Raw genomic sequence first — 21,642 nt, forward strand, 5'->3', positions numbered from 1 at the left:
TCCATTCTTTTGTCAGACGGCCAGGAAGCGGCGGACGGCATCGCGGTCCTCCAGCGTCTCGGGCGGGATTTCGTCGGTGATGCGGCCCTTGTCCATGACGTAGCAGCGCTGCGCCATGGCCCGGATCATGTCGATGTTCTGCTCGACGAAGACGATCGACACCCCGGTCTTGAGGTTCAGCTCGACCATGATGCGGGCGATGTCCTGGACGATGTTCGGCTGGATCCCTTCCGACGGTTCGTCGAGCAGGATCAGCGACGGGCTGCCCATCAGCACGCGGCCGATGGCGAGCTGCTGCTGCTGGCCGCCGGACAGGGTGCCGGCGCGCTGGTCGCGGCGCTCGGAGAGGATCGGGAAATAGCCGAAAATTTCCTCGATCCGGCCCTCGGGCGCCGCCTTTCCGGAGATCGACAGGCCGACGGCGAGGTTCTCGAACACGCTCATGCGCGGGAAGACGTCGCGGCCCTGCGGCACATAGCCGATGCCGAGGCGGGCCCGCTTGTGGGCGGCGAGTGCGTCGATCGCGGTGCCGCCGAAGACGACGGAGCCCTTGTCGGTCGGCAAAAGGCCGATCAGGCTTTTCATCAGCGTCGACTTGCCGACGCCGTTGCGGCCGATCACGGCGACGATCTCGCCCGCCCGGACGTCCATGTCGACGCCCTGCAGCACCGGCTTGCCGCCATAGCCCGACCAGAGACCGACGGTGTTGAGAAGGATCTCAGTGCGCATCGGACTGCCCCAGATAGATGGCGGCGACCCGGTCGTCCGCGACGATCTCGTCGATCGTCCCTTGCGCGAAGATCTTGCCGAAATGCAGCACGGTGACCTTGCGGGCGATCTGGCGGACGAAGGCCATGTCGTGCTCGACGGCCAGCACCGTGACGCCGCCGGCGTTCAGCGCCTGCACCATCTCGCCGGTCGCATGCGTCTCGTCCGGCGTCATGCCGGCGGTCGGCTCGTCGAGCAGCAGGAGTTCCGGCTTCAGGCTGATCGCCATGCCGATCTCCAGCCACTGCTTCTGGCCGTGGCTGAGATTGCCGGCGAGCTGCGTGGCCGCATCGGTGAGGTTGAGGAAGGTCAGGAGTCGGTCGATCTCGGCGTTAAGGTCCGCCTTGGCGAGATGGTGCTGCAGCGCGATTTCGAGGTTCTGCCGGACGCTCAGCGCCTTGAAGATGCCCGGCACCTGGAATTTCACCGAAATGCCGCGGCGGATGCGCTCGAAGGGTTTGCGCTTGGTGATGTCCTCGCCCTTGTAGAGGATCTGCCCGCTCGTCGGCAGGTGCTCGCCGAGGACGAGGCGGAAGAAGGTGCTCTTGCCGGCGCCGTTCGGCCCGATCAGGCAGTGGATCTCGCCGGGTTCGAGCGCGAAGTCGACGCCGCCGGTGACGTGCAGGCCGCCGAACCACTTGTTGAGGGCCCGTGTTTCGAGGATCGCCATCAGCCTTCTCCCCGCACGGGCCTGCGCCTGAACACTCTTGCGACCACCGAGCCGAGCCCCAGGATGATGCCGCGGGGCGCGACGAGGACGGTGACGACGAGCAGAAAGCCCATGACGACCAGCGCGTACTGGCTGCCGTAGATGGTCAGCGCCTGGAAACCGGCGAGGACGAGCAGCGTGCCGAGCAGCGTCGCCGTGAGATCGCTGCGACCGCCGACGGCGACCCAGACGATCGGCAGCGCCGCTGCGGTCATGCCCATCGAGGAGGGCGTGATGTACTGGCCCCAGGCGGTGTAGAGGACGCCGGAGAGGCCGGCGAGGCCGGAGCCGATGACGAAGGCGCCGAGCTGGTATTTCCGGATGTCGTAGCCGAGCATTTCCGCCCGCTCCGGGTTCTCGCGGATGGCGACGAGGACGTTTCCGAAGCGCGAGTTCACCAGCATGCGCAGGGCGAGATAGGCGATCACCATCAACGCGAGGGTGACGTAGTAGAGGCCGACATCGGGAAACAGCGTGATGTCGCCGCCGGGGAAGGGGATGGTCAGCGGCGACATGCCGCCCATGCCGTTGAAGCCGTTGAGACGGGCGGTGCCGATCTTCCATTCCGGACCCGCCGTCTGCGCCATGAAGCGTTCGAGGACGAGCGTGACGGACAGCGTGACGATGCCGAGGAAGACGCCGCTGATCCGCCCGAAGAACAGGAAATAGCCGAGCACGGCGGCAAACAGCGCCGAGATCGCCACCGCGGCGACAAGGGCGAAGACGGTCAGGCCGTAGGCGTCGCCGAGATTGATCGCGATGATGCCATAGGCATAGGCCGCGACGCCGAAGAAGGCGGTCTGGCCGAAGGAGAGCGCGCCGCCATAGCCCCAGATCAGGCTGAGCCCGAGCGCCATGAAGGTCCAGTTGAAGAAGTAGACGTTGTTGCCGACGTCGTAGCCGTCGGCAAACAGCGGATAGGCGCAGGCCAGAACGAGGACGAGGGCGAAGGCGGACCAGAAGCCGCGGCCGCGACCCAGGGTCTGCGGGCCCTCGATGAGCGACAGCGTCGATGCCAGACGGGAAGGCGCGGCCATCTCAGCTCCTCTCCCGCAGGATCCAGCCCGACAGGCCGCGCGGCAGGATGCGGATGACGATGATGACGGCGACGAGGAGGCCGATCTGGCCGGCCATCTGGCCCTGCCAGGAGGTCAGCGCGGCCTTGGCGATGCCGAGAATGGCCGCGGCCGGAGCGGTGCCGAGAAAGATGTCGGCGCCGCCGACGACGACGGTGACGAAGGCCTCGACCACGAAGGTGCTGCCCATGGTCGGCACCAGCGTCATCGTCGGCGCGTAGAGCCCGCCGCAGAGGCCAGCGAGCGCCGCGCCGAGGCCGAAAGTGAGGCTGTAGATCAGCCGCGTGTCGACGCCGAGCGCCTCGGCGATGTGCGGCACCTGGATGGTCGCCCGGGCGAGGATGCCGAAGCGCGTGCGGGTGAAGATCAGGAACAGGAGGGCGAGGGTCGCCAGCGCGGCGCCCATCAGCACGAGGCGATAGACGGAATAGGAATAGGGGCCGACCTCGAAGCTGCCGAAGGGCGTGCCGGAGCCCTGCATCGTCGAGCCGAGGAGGATCAGCGTGCCTTGCGTCGCGATCATCGAGATGCCCCAGGTGGCGACGATGGTGTCGAGCGGCCGGTCGTAGAGATGACGGATGACGAGCCGCTCCAGCGCCATGCCGACGAGACCGGCGACCGCCATGCCGACGAGGATCGACAGCGGCAGGGGCAGGCCGAGATGCGTCGCCGTCGTCGAGACATAGGCGCCGCAGAGGATGAATTCGCCATGCGCGAGGTTGATCACGCCCATCATGCCGAAGATCACGGCGAGGCCGCAGGCGGAGAGAACGAGAAAGGCGAAGGCGTCGCCGGACTGGTAGAGGAAGCTGAAGACGGCGTGCAACGCGTCCATGCGAAATCCTTGTGGGCGAGGGGAAGTCCGTCCGGCTTTGCCGAAGCGGCGCCGGACGGCGAGGCGGGGAGGGACGCGAGAAACGCGCGCCCCTCCGGCGCGATCAGCCCTTCGGGGGCGGGTTCGACGGCGTGTACTGCGCCTCGGGATTGCTCTTGGTCAGGTCGCAGCCCGCCTCGCCGAGCCAGTAGGGCTTGATGTCCTGCCAGACCTTCGGGAAGGTGATCGAGTGATCGTCGCCGACTTTGGCGAGGTAGATCGTGTGCGACATGTGCTGGCTCTTCGGGTCGATGCAGACCCGGCCTTCCGGCGCGTCCATGCAGACGTCGCCCTCGGCGATCACCTTGCGGATGGCGTCGTGATCGGTCGACTTCGCCCGCTCGACCATCTGCTTGTAGAGATAGACGGCGAGATAGGAGTTTTCGGCCTCCTGGTTGACGTAGGGCTCGTCCGGGAATTTCGCCTTCCACTTGGCGAGGAAGGCCTTGCTCTCCGGCGTGTCGACTTCCTCGATGTAGTTGGTGGTGACGTACATGTTGGCGAGCGACGGTGGCTTGAAGCGCTTGTGCTCGTAGCCCTGGCCGACATTGACCGAGGAGGCCATCGGCACCTTCAGGTTCGCCGCGCCCGCCTGCTCGTAATAGGAGGCCTGGGCGGTGCCGACGAGCAGCGTGACGAGGACGTCGGGCTTGGCGGTCTGGATGTTCTGGATGGTCTGCGAGAACTGCGACACGCCGAGCGGGATGAACTCCTCGCCGGCCATCTCGCCGCCGTTCTCCTTGACGATGTTGCGCACCCATTCGGCCGAGATCTGGCCGAAATTGTAGTCGGCGGCGATCGTGTAGACCTTCTTGCCGTACTTCTCCATCATGTAGGGGATGAGCGTCGAGAACTGCTGCTCGGGCACCGCGCCGGTGACGATCATGTTGGCGTCGCAGACCCCGCCCTCGTACTGGTTGTTGTAGAAGGCGAGGCCCTTGAACTGGTCGACGATCGGCCGGTAGGCCTCGCGCGAGGCCGAGGAGAAGCCGGCGAAGACGGCGTCGACCTTATCGCGCTGCAGGACGCGGCGCATGAACTCCTGGTAGCGCGTGTTGTCCGACTGGGTGTCGTAGATGACGAGCTCCAGCGGCCGCCCGTCGATGCCGCCGCCGGCATTGATCTCTTCCGCCGCGAGCTGGATGCCGTGGACCTTGCCGATGGTGGCAACGGCAAAATCGCCGGACTGGTCTTCGAGCACGCCGAGCTTGATCGGATCGGCGGCGAAGGCGGCGCTGGAAACGAGCAGCATGGTGCCGAGCGCCGCGAGGGCGCCTGAGGCTCTGAATCGCATGAAGGGCTCCTTGGTTGACGGGCCGGCAGGCTCCCGGAGGGGCGAGGCCGGCGGTTCGAGGGCGAGCGGGGTCGGTGGCCGGCGCGGGTGCTCCTTCCGCGGCCTTCCCTGGCGTTTCGGAGGAGCGGACATTGGTCCTCCGAGATGAAGCTCTGAAGGGCGGTCGGCCCTGAGCCGAAGCGCCGGACGGCGGTCCCGCGAAGGACCCGCGCCTATTCCCCGATGCCCTGCCGAGGCACGGCCGCGGCGTCGCAGGGGGCTTCCTCGCCGGCCCATTGCTGGACCAGCATTTCGCTCAGCGTCTCGACGCTGACCCGGAGGCGCATGCTCTCGCGCCGCAGCCGCTCATAGGCGATCTCGTCGCTGACATGCTCTGTTGTGACGATGCCGACGACCGCCTTGACGACATGCCGGCGCTGGCGCCGACGCTGCTCGTGCTCGGCGATGTCGGAGAGCATGCGGCGGCGGCGGGCAAAGGCGTTGACGCCGAGAACCAGCGCCGAATAGAGCGTCGCGCCGTGCACGGGCTTCGGCACGAAGGCCGTCGCGCCGATCTGGATCAGCGCCTTCAGCCGGCTCGGCGCCTCGACGCCGACGATGCCGACCACGGGGATCGGCGGCACCGCGCCGAGCCCCGCCGGCCACTGCAGCGGCCGGTGCAGGTCGCCGTCGACGAAGAGGATGTCACGCTCGGGGTCGAGATCCTCGAGCGGCAGAGAGACCTCGTCGTCGACGAGGGCCAGGGTGGTCACGGCGAGGCCGAGCTTCGGCAGCGTCGCTTCCAGCGCCTCGAGCGCGCGGCTGTCGCGCGACACCAGCAGTGCCCGGCACTGGCTGAAATTCTGGACGAAGCGGGGCGGGCTCACGACACCACCCTCAGCATCGGCCGCCGCGCGACGGCCGCGATCGGCGCCAGATTGCGGACGAGATAGGGGTCCGGCCGCAGGGGGGATTTGGCCTCGACCACGATGTCGAACTGGCCGTCCTTGCGCGAGCGGGCGATGCGCGGCGTGAGATAGGCGTGAAAGGTTTCCTTGTCGATGTGCACGCGCCCCTGCGGCGCGTCGATCGCCTGGCGCGCGACGGCGGCCTGCACCGCCTGGACATCGTCGCTGCCGGCTGCCCGGAGCGCCAGGGCCAGCAGGCGGACCGCGACATAGGCGGCCTCGGCCTCGGAGGAGGGGCCCGGCGCGCCGGGAAAGGAGGCGGCATAGGCGGACGCGAAGGCGCGGTTGGCCGGCGTGTCGATCGAGGCGAAGTAGACGCTGGAGCTCAGATGGCCGTCGACCGCCTCGGTGCCGATCTCCTGCAAATCCGGCTCCGAAAGGTTGCAGCTGGCGACGGGGTAGCGCGCCACCTGGTCGATGCCGCGGGCCTGGCAGGCCTGGCGGAAGGCGCGGAAGAAGGCGTAGGCCGACTGCCCGATGAGCGAATTGAAGATGAAGTCCGGCTCGGCCGAGAGGATCGTCTCGATCACCCGGTCCATGTCGGTTTCGCCGACCGCCACGTAGCGCTCGCCGAGAACCGTGCCGCCGCGCGCCAGAAGGTCCTCGCGCAGCACGCGGTTGCTCTCCCAGGCCCAGATGTAGTTCGAGCCGATGCAGAAGGCGCGGGTTCCGTGGCAGGCCACGAGATGGTCGATCAGCGGCGAGATGTGCTGGTTCGGGGCCGAGCCGGTATAGACGACGTTCGGCGAGGATTCGAAGCCCTCGTAGTGTGTCGGGTACCAGAGCAGCGCGTCGCGCTTTTCGAAGAGGGGGATCACCTCCTTGCGGCTCGACGAGGTGTAGCAGCCGACGACATGGCGGATGCCCTGTGCCAGCATGGCTTCGGTGCCCGCCGCGTAATCGGCGAGGACACCCCCGGGATCGGCATGGACCGGCTCGAGGGCGAGCCCGAAATCGGCATCCTCATTGATCTCGCGGCAAGCCAGCAGCGCTCCGTTCAGCGCCGTCCGGCCGACCGTTCCATAGGAGCCGGTGGTCGAGAGCAGCAGGCCGATGGGGGTGGACTTGCGAGTCATGCCGGGGACCAAACGCCAAAAGCCTCTCAGCACCGAGTGCTGCGAGGCGAAGTTGCCAAACGGAAAATCAAGGAGTCAACGATCTTCTGGCGCAATTGCGGGCAGCTCTGCCCAACGCCTAGGATTTAAGCTAGGCGCGTGGCCGCCGGCTTGTCAAGCGGCAAAAATCGGAACGCGCCTCAGTAGGCCCAATCGGCCCCTGTCGGACGGTGGAGGCGCACGGAGAGCGGCTTGCCAAGGCGGCGCGAATGCGGAAAGTTGGGCGTCATCGGAAACCCTCCGCCCTTCTGACGGCCTCGAGGATCCCCGGCATTCACCTCATCAGGCGTCAACGGAAAGGGATTTCCATGGATCTCGGCTTGCGCGGCCTCAAGGCCATCATCACCGGCGGCAGCAAGGGCATCGGCCTCGCCATCGCCGACACGCTGGCGGCGGAAGGTTGCGATATTGCCATCTGCGCACGCAACCCGGCGGATCTCGAGGCTGCGGCGGAGAAGCTGCGCGGTCGCGGCACGACGGTCCTCGCCCGGGCGGTCGACGTCGCCGACGCCGCGGCGCTGAAAGGCTGGGTCGCCGAGGTCGGCGCGGAATTCGGCGGCCTCGACATCGTGGTCGCCAATGTCAGCGCGCTGTCGATCGGCGCGGACGAGGAGAGCTGGAACAAGGAGTTTCAGACCGACATGATGGGGACGGTGCGCCTCGTCGAGGCGGCGATGCCGTTTCTGGAAAAGAGTGGCAAGGCGTCCATCGTGACCATCTCCAGCGTCTCCGGCCGCGAGATCGACTTCGCCGCCGGACCCTACGGCGTGTTCAAGGCCGCGATCATCCATTACACGCAAGGATTGGCCTTCCAGCTCGCGGGCAAGAATATCCGGGCCAATTCCGTGTCGCCGGGCAATACATATTTCGCCGGCGGCGTCTGGGACCAGATCGAGAAGGGCAATCCCGAACTCTTCGCCGCCTCGCTGGCGCTCAACCCGACGGGCCGCATGGCGACGCCGCAGGAAATCGCCAACGGCGCCGTGTTCCTCGCGAGTCCCGCGGCGAGCTTCATCACCGGCAGCAATCTCGTCATCGACGGAGCGTTGACCCGCGGTGTGCAGTTCTAGGGCGGACCCGCCTCGGGCCGTTTCACCGGCGCCCGGACGCTCAGGCGCCGGCGGCGGACCCCGCTGCCCGAGGCTCGCCCAGGTCGTAGAACAGGGCCGTCATCAGCTCCAGCGCGGAGCGGCAGGTGCCGAGCAGCACGTGCTCGTTCGGCGCATGCTGCGAGCAGCCGGGATAGGAATGCGGGATCCAGATCGTCGGCAGGCCGAGGATCTCGGAAAAGCTGTCGTTCGGCAGCGAGCCGGCGAGGTTCGGCTGCACCACCGGTGACTGCCCCGTGCTGCGCTCGATCGAGGCGCGCACGCGCTCGACCCAGGGATGGTCCGGATCGAGCCGCGTCGCCCGAAAGAACTCGCGGTCGGCGGGCGTCACCGTCACGTCGGCAAAACCGTTGGCATCGAGATGGCGGCGCAGCGCCGGCAGGATGTCCTCGGGATCGGTGCCGACGACGTAGCGCAGCTGGCAGTGCGCCGAAGCATGGCCGGAAATGGCGTTGACCGGCGCCTCCGGCACGCCGCTCTTCATCGCGAGAACGGCGAAGGAATTCCAGCCGAAGACACGCTCCGCCGGCGTCAGCCCTTCCTCGCCCCACTCCGCGTCGATCGGGGGATCGCGGGTGCCGAGCGGGCAGGCGGCGATGGCTTGCCGGATCTTCGGCGTCAGGCTGGTGGGCCGCCATTCCGGGATCAGGATCTGGCCGCGCGCATCGACGATGGTGGCGAGGGCATGGGCGAGGCGCGTCGCCGGATCGATCAACAGGCCGCCCCAGTTGCCGGAGTGATGCGCGCCCTCCCGGCAGACAACGGCGAGGTCGAAATTGACGCCGCCGCGGCTGCCCATGAACATCGTCGGGCGGTCGGCCTGGATGCGCGGGCCGTCGGAGGCGATGAGGACGTCGGCGGCCAGCCGCGCCTTCTCGGCCTCGAAGAAGGCGGCGAGACCGGCCGAGCCGGTCTCCTCCGACATCTCGATGACGACTTTCAAGTTGAAGCCGAGGCACCCTCGCTCGGCGAGGACGGCGCGCAGGGCGGCGAGGTTGATGAGGTGCTGGCCCTTGTTGTCGGCGGTGCCGCGGCCGTAGGCGCGATCGCCCTCCACCACGAGCTGGAAGGGATGCAGGCCGGCGCGCCACTCGGTGGTCTGCGCCCGGATCACGTCGCCATGGCCGTAGGTGAGGACGGTCTCGAAGGCCGGGTCCTCGATCCGCTCCCCGACGAGGAAAGGGCCGCCGCGCGGATCGCTGTTCGGGAAAATCTCCGTCGTGCAGCCGAGGGAGCGCAGCCAGGGCTCCATCTCCTCGACGAGATAGCGCAGGAGCTCGGACTTGCGGCTGGGATCCTGGCTCTCGGTCTCGTGCGCGACGAGCTGCGCCAGCTCTGCGAGATAGCCGCCATCGTCGAAATAGGCGCGGATGCGCGACAGGGCACCGTCTGGCGTGGGCGTCATGCGGGTCTCACATTTCTGGGGCAACAAGCAGCGGGCAATGAACGCCGAGCGTGCGGCGTTCTCTCCGGAAGGGGCGAGCGCCGCACGGCCGGGGCTAGAGGGTCTGCGGCCGCGGCTGGATCGGCGCCTTCACGTCGGCCGGGATCGGCGAGGCGTAGGGCTTCTTCGCCAGACGCGCCTGATGGTCGGCCTTGGCGCGCGCCAGCAGCGCCGGATCGTTCAGGAGGTCGACGGCGGTGCCGGCCATCGCCTTGGCGGCGTAGACGAGGCCCTTCTTGGCCGCCGGCGCCTTGCCCTGCGCGGTGATCTGCCAGGAATGGCCCGGCGAGCCGATGGCGTGGGTGGCGACGCGCGCCTGCACCGTCGGCACCGCCCAGGACACGTCGCCGACATCCGTCGAGCCGATCATCGCCTCGCCGACCGAATCCATCGGCACGATGAAGTCGCAGAGCGGCGTGTCCGGCCGCTCGTCGACGCCGCAGCGCAGATAGTCGCTGGCGATGTCCTCCTCGCTCAACGTCGCCTGGATCTTCGCGGCATAGGCGCGGTCCTCGGCGTCGAAGGGGACGGGGCCGAGGCGTTCGAGATTGGCGTGCATCGTCTCCTCCATCGGCGTGTTGGCGAGAAGGTTGGAGACGGCGCTGAGGATCTTGAACTCCATCTCGGTGCCGGTCATTAGCGCCGCGCCGCGGGCGACGTCGATCACCCGCTCGTTCAGCTGCTTCATGCCGTGGAGATCGCGCGAGCGCACGGCATAGCGCACCTTCGCGTGGGCCTGGACGACGTTGGGCGCGATGCCGCCGCCGTCGATCATCGCGTAATGGATGCGCGAATCCGCCGGAACGTGCTCGCGCAGATAGTTGACGCCGACATTCATCAACTCGACCGCATCGAGCGCCGAGCGGCCGAGATGGGGCGCTGCCGCGGCATGCGAAGCGCGGCCCTTGAAGGTGAAGTCGATGCGGGTGTTGGCGAGCGACAGGGCGTCGTCGACACGCGTCAACGAGGCCGGGTGCCAGGTGATCGCCGCGTCGACGTCGTCGAACAAGCCGTCGCGCACCATGAAGGCCTTGGCCGCGCCGCCCTCTTCTGCCGGGCAGCCATAGTAGCGCACGGTGCCCGGGAGATTGTTCTCGGCGAGATAGTTCTTGAAGGCCGTGGCGGCCAGAAGTGCGGCGGAGCCCAGCATGTTGTGGCCGCAGCCATGGCCGTGGCCATTGCCGTCCAGCGGCTTCGGCTCGGCGATGCCGGCCTCCTGGCTGAGGCCGGGCAGGGCGTCGTACTCGCCGAGGAAGGCGATCACCGGTCCGCCGGATCCGGCCTCGCCGATCACCGCGGTCGGAATGCCGGCCGGGCCCTCGGTGACCCTGTAACCCTCGTCGCGCAGCATTTTGGTGTGCTCGGCGCTGGAACGGTATTCGGTGTAGGCGATCTCCGGCATGCCCCAGATGCGATCGCTCAGCGCCTCGTAGTCGGCGCGCCGGGCGTCGACGAGGTTCCAGATGCTCTCGGCGTTGGAATTGGCCATGGGTCTTCCTCTTGTCTGCTGCTTGTGTGTCCCGGTGCGCAGGGGCATCGGGCAATGGTGGCCGGTCAGCTCACATCGTTGAGGTGACAGGCCGAAACGCGGCCCGGCGCGATCGCCTTCAGCGCCGGACGTTCCACCCGGCAGCGCTCGAAGGCGTGCGGGCAGCGCGGGTGGAAATGGCAACCGGGCGGCGGGTCGATCGGCGAGGGGATTTCGCCCTTGATCGCCGAATAGGTCTTCTTGGTGGTGGCGAAGGTCGGGATCTCGGCGAGCAGCGCCTGGGTGTAGGGATGGTTCGGCGTGGCGAAGATCTCTTCGCTCGGGCCCTGCTCGACCATGCGCCCGAGATACATGATCGCGATACGGTCGGAGATGTGCTCGACGACGCCGAGATCGTGGCTGATGAACAGATAAGTCAGATCCAGTTCCTCGCGCAGGTCCATGAAAAGGTTGAGGATCTGCGCCTGGATCGAGACGTCGAGGGCTGCGACGGATTCGTCGCAGACGATGAAGTCGGGCTGCACAGCGAGCGCCCGGGCGATGCCGATGCGGGCCCGCTGGCCGCCGGAGAATTGGTGCGGATAGCGCTTGCGCATCGCGGGATCGAGGCCGACGCGCTGCAGCGCCGCCTCGACATAGGAGTCGATCTCGCCACGACCGGCGAGGCCATGCACGCGCGGCGCCTCGCCGACGATCTGGTCGACCCGCAGACGCGGATTGAGCGCCGACATCGGATCCTGGAAGACCATCTGCACCTTCAGCGCGGCTTCGCGCGCCTCGGCGCCCTTCAGCGTCGAAACGTCCTTGCCGCGGAAGCGTATCTGCCCGGCGCTCGGCGCATCGAGCCCAGCGACCATGCGGCCGAGGGTCGACTTGCCGCAGCCGGACTCGCCGACGAGGCCCATGACCTCGCCCTTGCGGATCGACAGGTCGACGCCGTCGACGGCGTGCACCGTCACTTCGCGGACATTGGCGCCGAGGAGGCGCGCCGTCCGCTCGGCGAGGTCGAGCTGCTTGACGAAGCGCTTGGAGACGCCGGCGATGTCGATGACGGCGTCGTTCATGGCACCGTCTCCGTCACGATCGCATCTGTCCGGGACCGGGCCTTCTCGGCCAGGGCCGCGGACCGCGCGTCCGCCACGGGGTCGAGCGTCCAGGGATGAAAGCAGCGGACCTTGCGGTCGGGCAGCTTTTCGTCCAGCGCCGGCTCTTCGAGGCAGGCCTCGTCGGCGCGCGAGCAGCGCGGCCGGAAGGCGCAGCCCTGCGGCAGGTTGAGAAGCGAGGGTGTCATGCCGCTGATCTGCTGGAGGCGGGCGCCGCGCGTCTTGCCCTGCGGCACGGACTCGATCAGGCCCTTGGTATAGGGATGCAGCGGCCGCTCGATGACGCGGGCGGTCTCGCCCTCCTCGACGACACGGCCGGCATACATCACCGCCAGCCGGTCGGCGAGGCCGGAGACGATGGCGAGATCATGGGTGATCCAGATCATCGCCGTGCCGGTCTCGGCGCACAGCTTCTGCACCTCGGCAAGGATCTGCGCCTGGATGGTGACGTCGAGCGCCGTCGTCGGCTCGTCGGCGATGATGAGGTCGGGCTTATGCAACAGCGCGATGGCGATGGCGACGCGCTGGCGCATGCCGCCGGAGAACTGATGCGGATAGCTCTGCAGGCGCTCGTCGGGCGAGGCGATGCCGACCATGACCAGCGCCTCGCGGCAGCGCTTCAACGCCTCCGCGCGCGAAACCTTTTCGTGTGCCAGGACGGTCTCGACCATCTGCGTGTCGATGCGCAGCACCGGGTTCAGCGTCATCATCGGATCCTGGAAGATCATCGCGATGCGCTTGCCGCGCAGGTTGCGCATCATCGGCTCGCCGCCCTTCACCAGTTCGGCGCCGTCGAAGGTGATGGTGCCGCCGACGATGCGGCCGGGCGGATCGACGAGACCGAGCAGCGAGAAGCCGGTGACCGACTTGCCGGAGCCGGATTCGCCGACGAGGCCTAGGATCTGGCCGCGCTCCAGGCTGAAGCTGACGCCGTCGACGGCCTTGGCGACGCCGTCGCGGGTGAAGAAATGGGTCTGAAGACCCTCGACGCTGAGGAGCGCGGTCATTTCTGCAGCCTCGGATTGAAGACGTCGCGCAGGCGGTCGCCGACGAGGTTGATGGCGACGATGGTGACGACGAGGGCAATGCCGGGGAAGAGGCTGACCCAGTAGCGGCCGGAGAGGAGGAAATCGTAGCCGTTGGCGATGAGGAGGCCGAGCGAGGGCTCGGTGATCGGCACGCCGACGCCGAGGAAGGAGAGCGTCGCCTCCAGCGCGATCGCCTGGGCGATCTGCACGGTGGCGACCACGATCAGCGGCGGCAGGCAGTTCGGCAGGAGATGGTGAAACATGATGCGGCCGTGCGAGAGCGCCAGGCACCGGGCCGCGTCGATATAGTCCTTGCGGGCCTCGACCATGGCCGAGGAGCGCACGGTGCGGGCGTAATAGGCCCATTGCACGATAACGAGGGCGATGATCACCTTGTCGACCCCGCGGCCCCAGAGGGCGAGCAGGATGAGCGCGATCAGGATCGCCGGGAAGGACAGCTGCAGGTCGACGACGCGCATGATCAGCGCGTCGACCTTGCCGCCGAAATAGGCCGCCGTCATGCCGGCGGTGACGCCGATCGCGAGCGCGCAGGCGAGCGAGACGGTGGCCACGACGAGGCTGATGCGCAGGCCGTAGAGGATCGCCGACAGCATGTCGCGGCCCTGCTCGTCGGTGCCGAGATAGTAGGTCCCGCCGGTGGAAAAGCTCGCCGTTCCCGGCGGCTGGCCACCGTCCATGATGTCGAGCTGGGCGAGATCGTATGGGTTCTGCGGCGCGATCAGCGGGGCACAGAGGGCAAGCAGCACCATCACGAGGAAGAGCACGAGGCCGAAGACGGCGAGCTTGTCCTCGAAGAAGGCGCGGGCGATGCGCTTCAGCGGGCTGTCGACCGCCAGCGGCTTGCCGGCCGCAACCGGCGCGAGGCCGGAGACGAAAGCGTCGTCGCTCATGATTTCACCTGCGACAGACGGATGCGGGGATCGAGGGCGGAGTAGAGGAGGTCGACGACGAGGTTGATCGTGACGATGATCACCACGGTCAGCATGAGGTAGGCGACGATGACTGGCCGATCGAGGAGGTTGATCGAGTCGATCAGGAGCTTGCCCATGCCTGGCCAGGCGAAGACGGTTTCGGTGACGATGGCGAAGGCGATCATCGAGCCAAGTTCGAGGCCGAGGATCGTCACCACCGGGATCATGATGTTCTTCAGGATGTGGACGAGGACGATGCGGCGGGAGGAGAGACCCTTGGCGCGGGCGAACTTGATGTATTCCTGCAAGGCGACCTCGCGGGTGTTCGCCCGCGTCAGCCGGATCACCAGCGACATCTTGAACAGAGCGAGGTTCAGCGCCGGCAGGATCATGTGCTGCAACCCGTCCCAGGTGAGGAAGCTGACGCGCATGCCGAGGAGTTCCACCGTCTCGCCGCGTCCGCCGGCGGGCAGCCAGCCGAGCAGCACGGCGAAGACGAGGATCAGCAGCATGCCCTGCCAGAAGTTCGGTAGGGAGAAGCCGAGGATCGAGCCGGCCATGACCGAGCGGCCGCCGATGCTGTCGGGCTTCAGCCCGGCATAGACGCCGAGCGGCACGCCGACGAGGACGGAGAGGAGCAGTGCCGTCACCGCCAGCTCCATCGTCGCCGGCAGGCGTTGCAGGATGATGTCGAGCGCGGGCCGGCCGTAGACGAAGGAGGTGCCGAGATCGCCCTGGAAGAGATTGCCGACGAAGAGCGCGAACTGCTCCCAGAGCGGCCGGTCGAGGCCGAGCCGCGCCGTGGTCGCCGCGATCTCGAACTGGTTGGCTTCCGGACTGATCAGGATGTCGACGGGATTGCCGATGGCGAAGACGCCGACGAAGACCATGATGGCCATCGCCGCGAGGGCAACGAGGCTCTGGCCGAGGCGTCGCAGGAGATAGACGATCATCATCGCCTCCGAGAGGGAAGGGCCGGCCGACCCGCCATCGTGGCGCAGGCGGGCGGCGATCGGCAGCCGGCCGGAAATGGCGGGCACCGTAGTCTTGCCGGGCGGACGCCGCCGGCCTGTCGCCGGCGGGGTCCCACTTCAGGTGTCTCGATCACCTCTCGGCTCCGGCGCGATGGCCGGGCCGAGCGGTGCCGGGGCGTGCTACTTCGCGGCGTGGACGTCCGAGGCGATGGTGTACTGGTCGACGCGCGGCTCGTAGGTGAGCCCCTTCTTCACGGCCCAGACCGTCTGCTCGTAATGCAGCGGGATGATGCCGTAGTCGTCGAGAACCAGTTGCTCGGCCTGCTTCAGGAGGTCCTCGCGCTTGGCGTCGTCGATGGTGGACATCGCTTCCTTCAAGAGCTTGTCCATCTCGGGATTGGAATAGCGTCCCGCGTTGGTCGGGCCGGTGCCCGCCGCCTTGTCATAGGTGGCGACCAGCGACTTCAGCGGCGAGGACATCTCGCCCGAGGAGGCGCTCCAGCCGGCGAGATACATCGGGAAGTCGAGCTTGTTGCGGCGGGAGAAGAACTGGCTCGCCGTCTGCGCGTCGACATTGGTCTTGATCCCGATGCGCGCCAGCATCTGCGCCACGGCCTGGGCGACCTGGGCGTCGTTGATGTAGCGATCGTTCGGCGTGCCGAGCGTGATCTCGAACCCATCGGGATAGCCGGCCTCGGTCAGAAGCGCCTTGGCCTTTTCGGCGTCGTACTGGTCGACGGCGCGGCCATTGGTGCCGAACATCGGCGGCGGCAGAAGTTCGCCGGCGGCTTGGGCATAGCCGCCCATGATGCGCTCGACGATGGCCTCGCGGTTGACGGCGAGCGAGATCGCCTGGCGCACCTTCTTGTCGAGCAGCGGGTTCTTGCCGTCGGTGCCGTTGATGTTTGGGGCCTCGCCGTCCTGATCCATGGCGAGATAGATGATGCGGTTGGAGAGCGCGTCGACGACGCTGTAGCCGCCGTCCTCGATGCGCTTCAGGTCCTGGATCGGCGGCGACTCGATCATGTCGACGTCGCCCGACAGGAGGGCGGCGACACGCGGGCCGTCGCTGGTGATCGGCCGGAGCGTCACCTTGTCCCAGTCGGGCTGCTCGCCCCAGTAGCCCTCGTTGCGGGTCAGGATCATCTGGCTGCCGCGCACGAAGCTTTCCAGCTTGTAGGGGCCGGTTCCGACCGTCACCTCGGGGGAGTTGAAGGCGGCGGACTGCGGCACGGTGCCCATGCCCTCGCACTGGCCGCCCGGCTTGTAGGTTACGCTCGCTTCGGCGCCGGCGGCATCGGCCGAGAGGATCGGCAGGTTGGCGACGTCGGTCGGCAGCAGCGGGTTGGGGCCGACGGTCTTGATCAGCACGGCCTTGTCGCCGTCCGCCGTCACGTCGGCGATGGCGCCGGTGTAGATGGTGAAGGAGGAGGGCGAGTTCTCGACCAGCGGCACGCGGCAATAGGTGTAGATCACGTCGCGCGCCGAGAAGGTGCTGCCGTTCTGGAACTTGACGCCCTCGCGCAGGGTGAAGCGCCAAGTCGTGTCGTCGACCGCCTCCCACGCCGTCGCCAGGGCCGGAGTGACCTTCTGCTGCGGATCCTGGTCGGTCAGTCCCTCGAAGATGTTGAGGAGGACCTGGGTGTTTGTGGAGAGCTGATGGAACTGCGGGTCCATCGAGGTCGCCTCGGACTTCAGGCCGACCGACAGGTCCGCCGCCTGGGCGGCTCCCGACAAAGCTGTGCCGGCGACGAGGCAGGCGAGGAAGGCACGTGATGTCATGTTGGTCTCCATCGACGATACGCGGATTGCGACGCCGACCGGCGCCTGACTGCCGAACGGATCCGGCTGTTGGCAGGGAGGCTATTATGCTGTAATTGAATTTGAAAGCGAAAAGTATATACATTAACCGCATAGATATGCCTGAAAAACAATCAGCCTCCCAGACTGATCCACGCCGCACCGGGTTCACGCTTCGTGAGCTCGAGGTGCTGCGCGCGCTGGTGGAGACGGGCAAGACGACGGTCGCGGCGCAGCGGCTCGGCCTGTCGCAATCGGCCGTGAGCCGCGCTCTGGCCGAGCTGGAGGCGGCGCTCGGACGGCAGCTTTTCGATCGTGTCGGTGGCCGGCTGGTGCCCAATTCGGACGCATTGGCCGTCAACGACGAGCTCGGGCCGATCTTTGCGGCGCTTGCCCGCATCGTCGACCGCTCGACCGCAGGCAGCGGCTCGCACACCGGCGCGCTGCGCATCGCCGCGCCGCCGACGATCGCCCATCGCTTCCTGCCGCCGATCGTCGCGCGCTTCACCAAGGCCAATCCGCAGCTGGAAATCGTGTTCGAGGTTCTGTCGAGCGACGTGCTCGTCACCAACATCGCCGAGGACCGCCACGACATCGGCCTGACCGACACCGCCGTCACGCACGACAGCGTCCGCAGCGATCTTCTGGTCGCGACCGAGGCGATCTGCGCGCTGCCGAGCCGCCATCCCCTGGCCGAGCGCGAAGTCATCCGGCCGCAGGATCTGGAGGGCCAGCCCTTCGTCGCCCTGACGCGGCGCCACTCCGGGCGGACGCAGATCGACCGCTTCTTCGATAGGGTCGGCGTCCGCCGGCATCTCGTGATCGAGACGGCGACGGCCGTCTCTGCCGCCGAATTCGTGCGCGAGGGCCTCGGCGTCGCGCTGCTCAATCCGTTCCCGATCGTGCACCAGCTGGGCAGCGGCATCGTCGTCCGCCCCTTCGAGCCGGGTATTCCCCACCGCACCTGCTTCCTTTCGCCGGCCAGTCGCCCCCTGTCGCTGGCCGCGGCGGACTTCATGGCCATGGTGCGCAAGAGCCTCACCTGACCGCCTTCCATGCCCCGCCTTCTCCCGAACGGCGGGCCGTCCCGGAGTTTTCCGATGCATCCCCAGTCGACCCCCGACATCCTGAAGCGCCTCGTCGGCTTCGATACCACCAGCCGCGGCTCCAACCTCGCCCTCATCGCCTACGTCGAGGCCTATCTCGGCGAGCTCGGCGTCGCCAGCGAGCGCGTCTATGACGCCACCGGCGAGAAGGCCAATCTCTGGGCGACGATCGGGCCCGCGGACGTCCCGGGCATCGTCCTCTCCGGCCACACGGACGTCGTGCCGGTCGACGGCCAGGACTGGGCGAGCGATCCGTTCGACCTGACCGAGCGGGACGGGCGCCTCTATGGCCGCGGCGCCTGCGACATGAAGGGGTTTCTCGCCTGCGCCCTCGCCGCCGTGCCGTCGATGCTGGCGGCCGACCTGAAGCAGCCGATCCACTTGGCCCTGTCCTATGACGAAGAGGTCGGCTGCGTCGGCGTCATCGGCCTGCTGGAAGCGCTGAAAGGGCGGCCGGTGACGCCGCGCTACTGCGTCGTCGGCGAGCCGACGTCGATGGAAGTGGTCGTCGCCCACAAGGCCAAGCGCTCGGTGCGCGTCACGGTCACCGGCCGGGCCTGCCACTCCTCGCTGGCGCCGCAGGGGGTCAATGCCGTGGAATACGCGGCTCTGTTGATCGCCCGGCTGCGGACGATCGGCACCCGCCTGGGCGAGCAGGGCCGACAGGACGCCGCCTATGACATCCCTTTCAGTACGGCCCATACCGGCTGGATGAAAGGTGGCACGGCGTTGAACATCGTGCCGGACGCCTGCCAGTTCGAGTTCGAGTTCCGCGTCATGCCCGGTGAGGATCCCGATGCGCTCGTCGCCGAGATCGCGGCCTATGCGCGCGACGTGCTCGAGCCGGAGATGCGGGCGATCGCGCCGGAAGCCGGGATCGCGCTCGACGTCTTCGCCGCCGTGCCGGGGATTGAGACGGCGCCCGAGAGCGAACTCGTCAAGCTGGCCCAGCGCTTCGCCGGCAGCAACGGCTTCGCCAAGGTCGCCTACGGCACGGAGGCGGGCCGGTTCAAGGAGATCCTCGGCATCGAGACCGTGATCTGCGGCCCCGGCCGCATCTCCGAGGCGCACCGTCCCGACGAGTATGTGGAATTGGCCCAGCTGCAGCGCTGCGACGCCTTCATCGCCGATCTGATCGGCTGGGCGGCGCAGCCCAAGCTGAGCGCCGACACCGAGCGGGCGCGCCTTTTTGCGTGAGCCGCCGCCCGGACCGGCGGCCAGGGCGCTGGGATCCCGGAGCCGGCCTTCGGCGGGATCTGCGACAGGGGACGCGCTGGAACCCACGGGCGCCTCCGCGTTCAACCGCACTCCGCGCTGTTCGCGCGGTCCGCACCAAGCCTTCGGGCGTGGTGTGGCGTTTTGAGCGCCGGTGCCGTCGCCGCCTTTCTCTTGGTCGCCGGCCTTTCTGCCTATGTCCAGACGCTGACCGGTTTCGCCTTCGGCCTCCTCGTCATGGGCGCCGTCGGGCTGACGGGGATCCTGCCGCTGCCCGAGGCCGCGGTCGTCGTCTCCGTGCTGACGCTGGTCAATGCCGGGCAGATGGTGGCCAAGGGCTGGTCCGACATCCGGCGCCGCGAGCTCCTGGTGATCATCGCGGCGAGCCTGCCGATGACGATCGTCGGCTACGCGGTGCTGGCGCATCTGGCCGCGGGCGGGATCGATGGGCTGCGCATCCTACTGGGCGTCGTGATCCTCGTCTCCGCTTTGCAGCTGCTGAAGCCGCCGGCAAAGGACAAGCGGCCCTCCGGCGTGCCGGCGACGCTGTTCTTCGGGGCGCTGTCGGGGCTGATGGGCGGCCTGTTTTCGACCAGCGGTCCGCCGCTGGTCTACCATCTCTACCGCCAGCCCCTGCCGATGGCGGCGATCCGCGAGACGCTGGTCGCGGTCTTCGCCCTCAACGCGCTCCTGCGCCTCGGCATGGTCGCGGCGGCGGGAGACTTCCCCGCCGTGGCCTACTGGCCGGCCTTGCTGGCCATCCCGGCCGTCATTTGCGGCACGACGCTGGCTCGCCGGCTGCCGCCGCCGCTGTCGCCCACCGCCATACGCCTTGCGGTCTTCGTTCTGCTCTGCCTGTCCGGCCTGTCGCTGGCGCTCCCGTCCCTGGGCAAGCTCTTGGCCTGAAACACCCCGCCAGCAGGAGCGCCATCAGCCGGCCGCGACGGCCGGGCGATGGCGAAACGCCTCGGGCATCAGGTCGAGGAGGTGCTTCGTATAGGCATCCTGCGGCCGCTCGAAGAGATCCTCCGTCGCCGCGATCTCGAGGATCTTCCCGCCGCGCATCACCGCCACCCGGTCGCACATCTGCCGGATCACCGGCAGGTCGTGGCTGATGAACAGCATGGTGAGGCCGAGTTCGTCCTGCAGGTCCTTCAAGAGGTTCAGCACCTGCGCCTGGATCGACACGTCGAGCGCCGAGGTCGGCTCGTCGCAGACGAGGAAGCGCGGCCGCGTCGCCAGCGCCCGGGCGATCGAGATGCGCTGGCGCTGGCCGCCTGAAAACTCATGCGGATATTTTTGCGCCGCCCTGGCGCCGAGGCCGACATGGTCGAGAAGGTCGGCGACGATGGCGCGGACTTCGGCCTCCGACCCGGCGAGTTTGTGGAAGCGGATCGGCTCGGCGATGATGTCGCGCACCTTCATCCGCGGGTTCACCGAGGAAAAGGGATCCTGAAAAATCATCTGCATCTGGCGCCGGTAGCGGTTCAGCTCGGCGCGTTTGCGGATCGCCGTCAGCTCGGCGCCGACGAAGTGGATCTCGCCGCCGGTCGGCCGGTAGATGCCGGTGATCAGCCGAGCGATCGTCGACTTGCCCGATCCCGACTCGCCGACGAGGCCAAAGGTCTCGCCGCGCCGGATGGCGAAGGACACGCCGTCGACGGCCTTCACCTCGCTCCTGCCACCCCCGAAAAGGCCGCCGGTGCGAAACACCATGGACAGGTCGCGGACGTCGAGGAGCGGGCCGTCGAAGTCGGCATAGTCGCGCTGGCCGCCGAGCCAGTGCGTCTTGAGGTCCAGGGTTTTGCGCGGTCCCGCGGCTTCGATGTGCTCGACGAGCGGAAAGCGATGCAGCTTCACGTCCGAGCGCGGCACCGCCGAGATCAGGCTGCGCGTATAGGGATGATCAGGGTTGTTCAGGATCTTGGCCGTCGGGCCGGTTTCGACCACCTCGCCGCGATACATCACCGCGACGCGGTCGGCGATCTCGGCGATCACCCCCATGTCGTGGGTGATGATCATCATGCCGACGCCGGTATCGCGGACGAGGGCGCGCAGGAGATCGAGGATCTGCGCCTGGATCGACACGTCGAGCGCCGTCGTCGGCTCGTCGGCGATGATCACGTCGGGTTCGGCGCAGAGGGCGAGGGCGATGACGACGCGCTGGCGCATGCCGCCGGAGAACTGGTGCGGGAAATGCTTGATGCGCGTCTCGGGATCGGGAATGCCGACGCGGCGGATCAGGTCGACAGCCCGCCGCATCGCTTCCGCCTCGCCGACGGGGAGGTGAGTGCGGATGGTGGTGACGAGCTGCTCGGCGACGCTGCGCAGCGGGTCGAGCGAGGTCATCGGGTCCTGGAAGATCATCGCGATCTTGGCGCCGCGCAGGCGCCGCATCGGCTCGTCGTCGAGATCGTCGATGCGCTGGCCTTCCAGCGTCACCGTGCCGCCGGCAATGCGGCCCGGCCGCTCCAAGAGGCCCATCGCGGCATTGCCGATGGTCGACTTGCCGGCGCCGGATTCGCCAACGACGCCGAGGATTTCGCCGGCCCTCAGCTGCAGGGTGATGCTCTTGGCCGCGACCACGGTGCCGCGGCGCGAGGGGAACTCGACGCGCAGGCCGTCGATGTCGAGGAGCACGGTGGCGGGTTCTGTCATC

At 67.9% G+C, this 21,642-nt stretch carries 19 protein-coding genes; 4 read left to right on the forward strand and 15 right to left on the reverse strand.

The window, feature by feature from the left end; translation table 11 throughout:
- Nucleotides 1–12: 12 nt before the first annotated feature.
- The 7 genes from IEX88_RS13865 to IEX88_RS13895 form a co-directional block, all read right to left on the reverse strand.
- Nucleotides 13–729, reverse strand: a complete 717-nt coding sequence (locus tag IEX88_RS13865) for an ABC transporter ATP-binding protein (RefSeq protein ID WP_188851614.1) — start codon at nt 727–729, stop codon at nt 13–15.
- Complete coding sequence (locus tag IEX88_RS13870; RefSeq protein WP_188851615.1) at nt 719–1,438, reverse strand: ABC transporter ATP-binding protein; 720 nt, start codon at nt 1,436–1,438, stop codon at nt 719–721. Before IEX88_RS13870 ends, IEX88_RS13865 begins: the two co-directional genes overlap by 11 nt.
- Nucleotides 1,438–2,514 (reverse strand): branched-chain amino acid ABC transporter permease, encoded by a 1,077-nt coding sequence (locus tag IEX88_RS13875; RefSeq protein WP_188851617.1) that lies wholly within the window; start codon nt 2,512–2,514, stop codon nt 1,438–1,440. Before IEX88_RS13875 ends, IEX88_RS13870 begins: the two co-directional genes overlap by 1 nt.
- A 1-nt stretch (nt 2,515) precedes the next feature.
- Nucleotides 2,516–3,388, reverse strand: coding sequence for an ABC transporter permease subunit (locus tag IEX88_RS13880; RefSeq protein WP_188851619.1), 873 nt, complete (start codon nt 3,386–3,388; stop codon nt 2,516–2,518).
- A gap of 103 nt (nt 3,389–3,491) precedes the next feature.
- On the reverse strand, nt 3,492–4,679 hold the full coding sequence (locus tag IEX88_RS13885) for an urea ABC transporter substrate-binding protein (protein ID WP_373289595.1): 1,188 nt from the start codon (nt 4,677–4,679) through the stop codon (nt 3,492–3,494).
- Between the two features lie 254 nt (nt 4,680–4,933).
- A complete protein-coding gene (locus IEX88_RS13890; protein ID WP_188851623.1) occupies nt 4,934–5,587 on the reverse strand; it encodes an ANTAR domain-containing response regulator in 654 nt (217 codons plus the stop codon).
- A complete protein-coding gene (locus tag IEX88_RS13895; RefSeq protein WP_188851625.1) occupies nt 5,584–6,744 on the reverse strand; it encodes a transporter substrate-binding domain-containing protein in 1,161 nt (386 codons plus the stop codon). Before IEX88_RS13895 ends, IEX88_RS13890 begins: the two co-directional genes overlap by 4 nt.
- A gap of 347 nt (nt 6,745–7,091) precedes the next feature.
- Here IEX88_RS13895 and IEX88_RS13900 point away from each other — a divergent pair, with 347 nt between their 5' ends.
- Nucleotides 7,092–7,853 (forward strand): SDR family NAD(P)-dependent oxidoreductase, encoded by a 762-nt coding sequence (locus IEX88_RS13900; protein ID WP_188851627.1) that lies wholly within the window; start codon nt 7,092–7,094, stop codon nt 7,851–7,853.
- A gap of 40 nt (nt 7,854–7,893) precedes the next feature.
- Here the strand turns inward: IEX88_RS13900 and IEX88_RS13905 are convergent, their stop codons facing one another.
- From IEX88_RS13905 to IEX88_RS13935, 7 genes are all read right to left on the reverse strand, one after another.
- The gene (locus IEX88_RS13905) at nt 7,894–9,297 is read right to left on the reverse strand and encodes a M20 family metallopeptidase (RefSeq protein ID WP_188851629.1); all 1,404 of its coding nucleotides are present in this window, start codon (nt 9,295–9,297) and stop codon (nt 7,894–7,896) included.
- Nucleotides 9,298–9,391: 94 nt separating this feature from the next.
- A complete protein-coding gene (locus IEX88_RS13910; protein ID WP_188851631.1) occupies nt 9,392–10,825 on the reverse strand; it encodes a M20 family metallopeptidase in 1,434 nt (477 codons plus the stop codon).
- A gap of 65 nt (nt 10,826–10,890) precedes the next feature.
- A complete protein-coding gene (locus tag IEX88_RS13915; protein ID WP_188851633.1) occupies nt 10,891–11,889 on the reverse strand; it encodes an ABC transporter ATP-binding protein in 999 nt (332 codons plus the stop codon).
- Nucleotides 11,886–12,935 carry an ABC transporter ATP-binding protein gene (locus IEX88_RS13920; protein ID WP_188851635.1) on the reverse strand — a complete coding sequence of 350 codons (1,050 nt, stop codon included), beginning with the start codon at nt 12,933–12,935 and terminating at the stop codon, nt 11,886–11,888. Before IEX88_RS13920 ends, IEX88_RS13915 begins: the two co-directional genes overlap by 4 nt.
- Nucleotides 12,932–13,867, reverse strand: coding sequence for an ABC transporter permease (locus IEX88_RS13925; RefSeq protein ID WP_188851637.1), 936 nt, complete (start codon nt 13,865–13,867; stop codon nt 12,932–12,934). The genes IEX88_RS13920 and IEX88_RS13925 overlap by 4 nt, the downstream gene beginning before the upstream one ends.
- On the reverse strand, nt 13,864–14,841 hold the full coding sequence (locus IEX88_RS13930; protein WP_188851891.1) for an ABC transporter permease: 978 nt from the start codon (nt 14,839–14,841) through the stop codon (nt 13,864–13,866). Before IEX88_RS13930 ends, IEX88_RS13925 begins: the two co-directional genes overlap by 4 nt.
- A 201-nt stretch (nt 14,842–15,042) precedes the next feature.
- A complete protein-coding gene (locus IEX88_RS13935) occupies nt 15,043–16,644 on the reverse strand; it encodes an ABC transporter substrate-binding protein (RefSeq protein WP_188851639.1) in 1,602 nt (533 codons plus the stop codon).
- A 137-nt stretch (nt 16,645–16,781) separates the two neighbouring features.
- Here IEX88_RS13935 and IEX88_RS13940 point away from each other — a divergent pair, with 137 nt between their 5' ends.
- From IEX88_RS13940 to IEX88_RS13950, 3 genes are all read left to right on the forward strand, one after another.
- The gene (locus tag IEX88_RS13940; RefSeq protein ID WP_274604609.1) at nt 16,782–17,708 is read left to right on the forward strand and encodes a LysR substrate-binding domain-containing protein; all 927 of its coding nucleotides are present in this window, start codon (nt 16,782–16,784) and stop codon (nt 17,706–17,708) included.
- 54 nt (nt 17,709–17,762) lie between these two features.
- Nucleotides 17,763–18,965 carry an acetylornithine deacetylase gene (gene argE, locus IEX88_RS13945; protein ID WP_188851643.1) on the forward strand — a complete coding sequence of 401 codons (1,203 nt, stop codon included), beginning with the start codon at nt 17,763–17,765 and terminating at the stop codon, nt 18,963–18,965.
- A 162-nt stretch (nt 18,966–19,127) separates the two neighbouring features.
- Entirely contained in the window at nt 19,128–19,889 is a 762-nt protein-coding gene (locus IEX88_RS13950) for a sulfite exporter TauE/SafE family protein (protein ID WP_188851646.1), read from the forward strand.
- A gap of 24 nt (nt 19,890–19,913) precedes the next feature.
- Here IEX88_RS13950 and IEX88_RS13955 read toward each other — a convergent pair whose 3' ends face one another.
- Complete coding sequence (locus IEX88_RS13955; protein WP_188851648.1) at nt 19,914–21,641, reverse strand: ABC transporter ATP-binding protein; 1,728 nt, start codon at nt 21,639–21,641, stop codon at nt 19,914–19,916.
- Between the last annotated feature and the right edge of the window lies 1 nt (nt 21,642).

The organism is Aureimonas glaciei, from assembly GCF_014643375.1.
Taxonomy (GTDB): domain Bacteria; phylum Pseudomonadota; class Alphaproteobacteria; order Rhizobiales; family Rhizobiaceae; genus Plantimonas; species Plantimonas glaciei.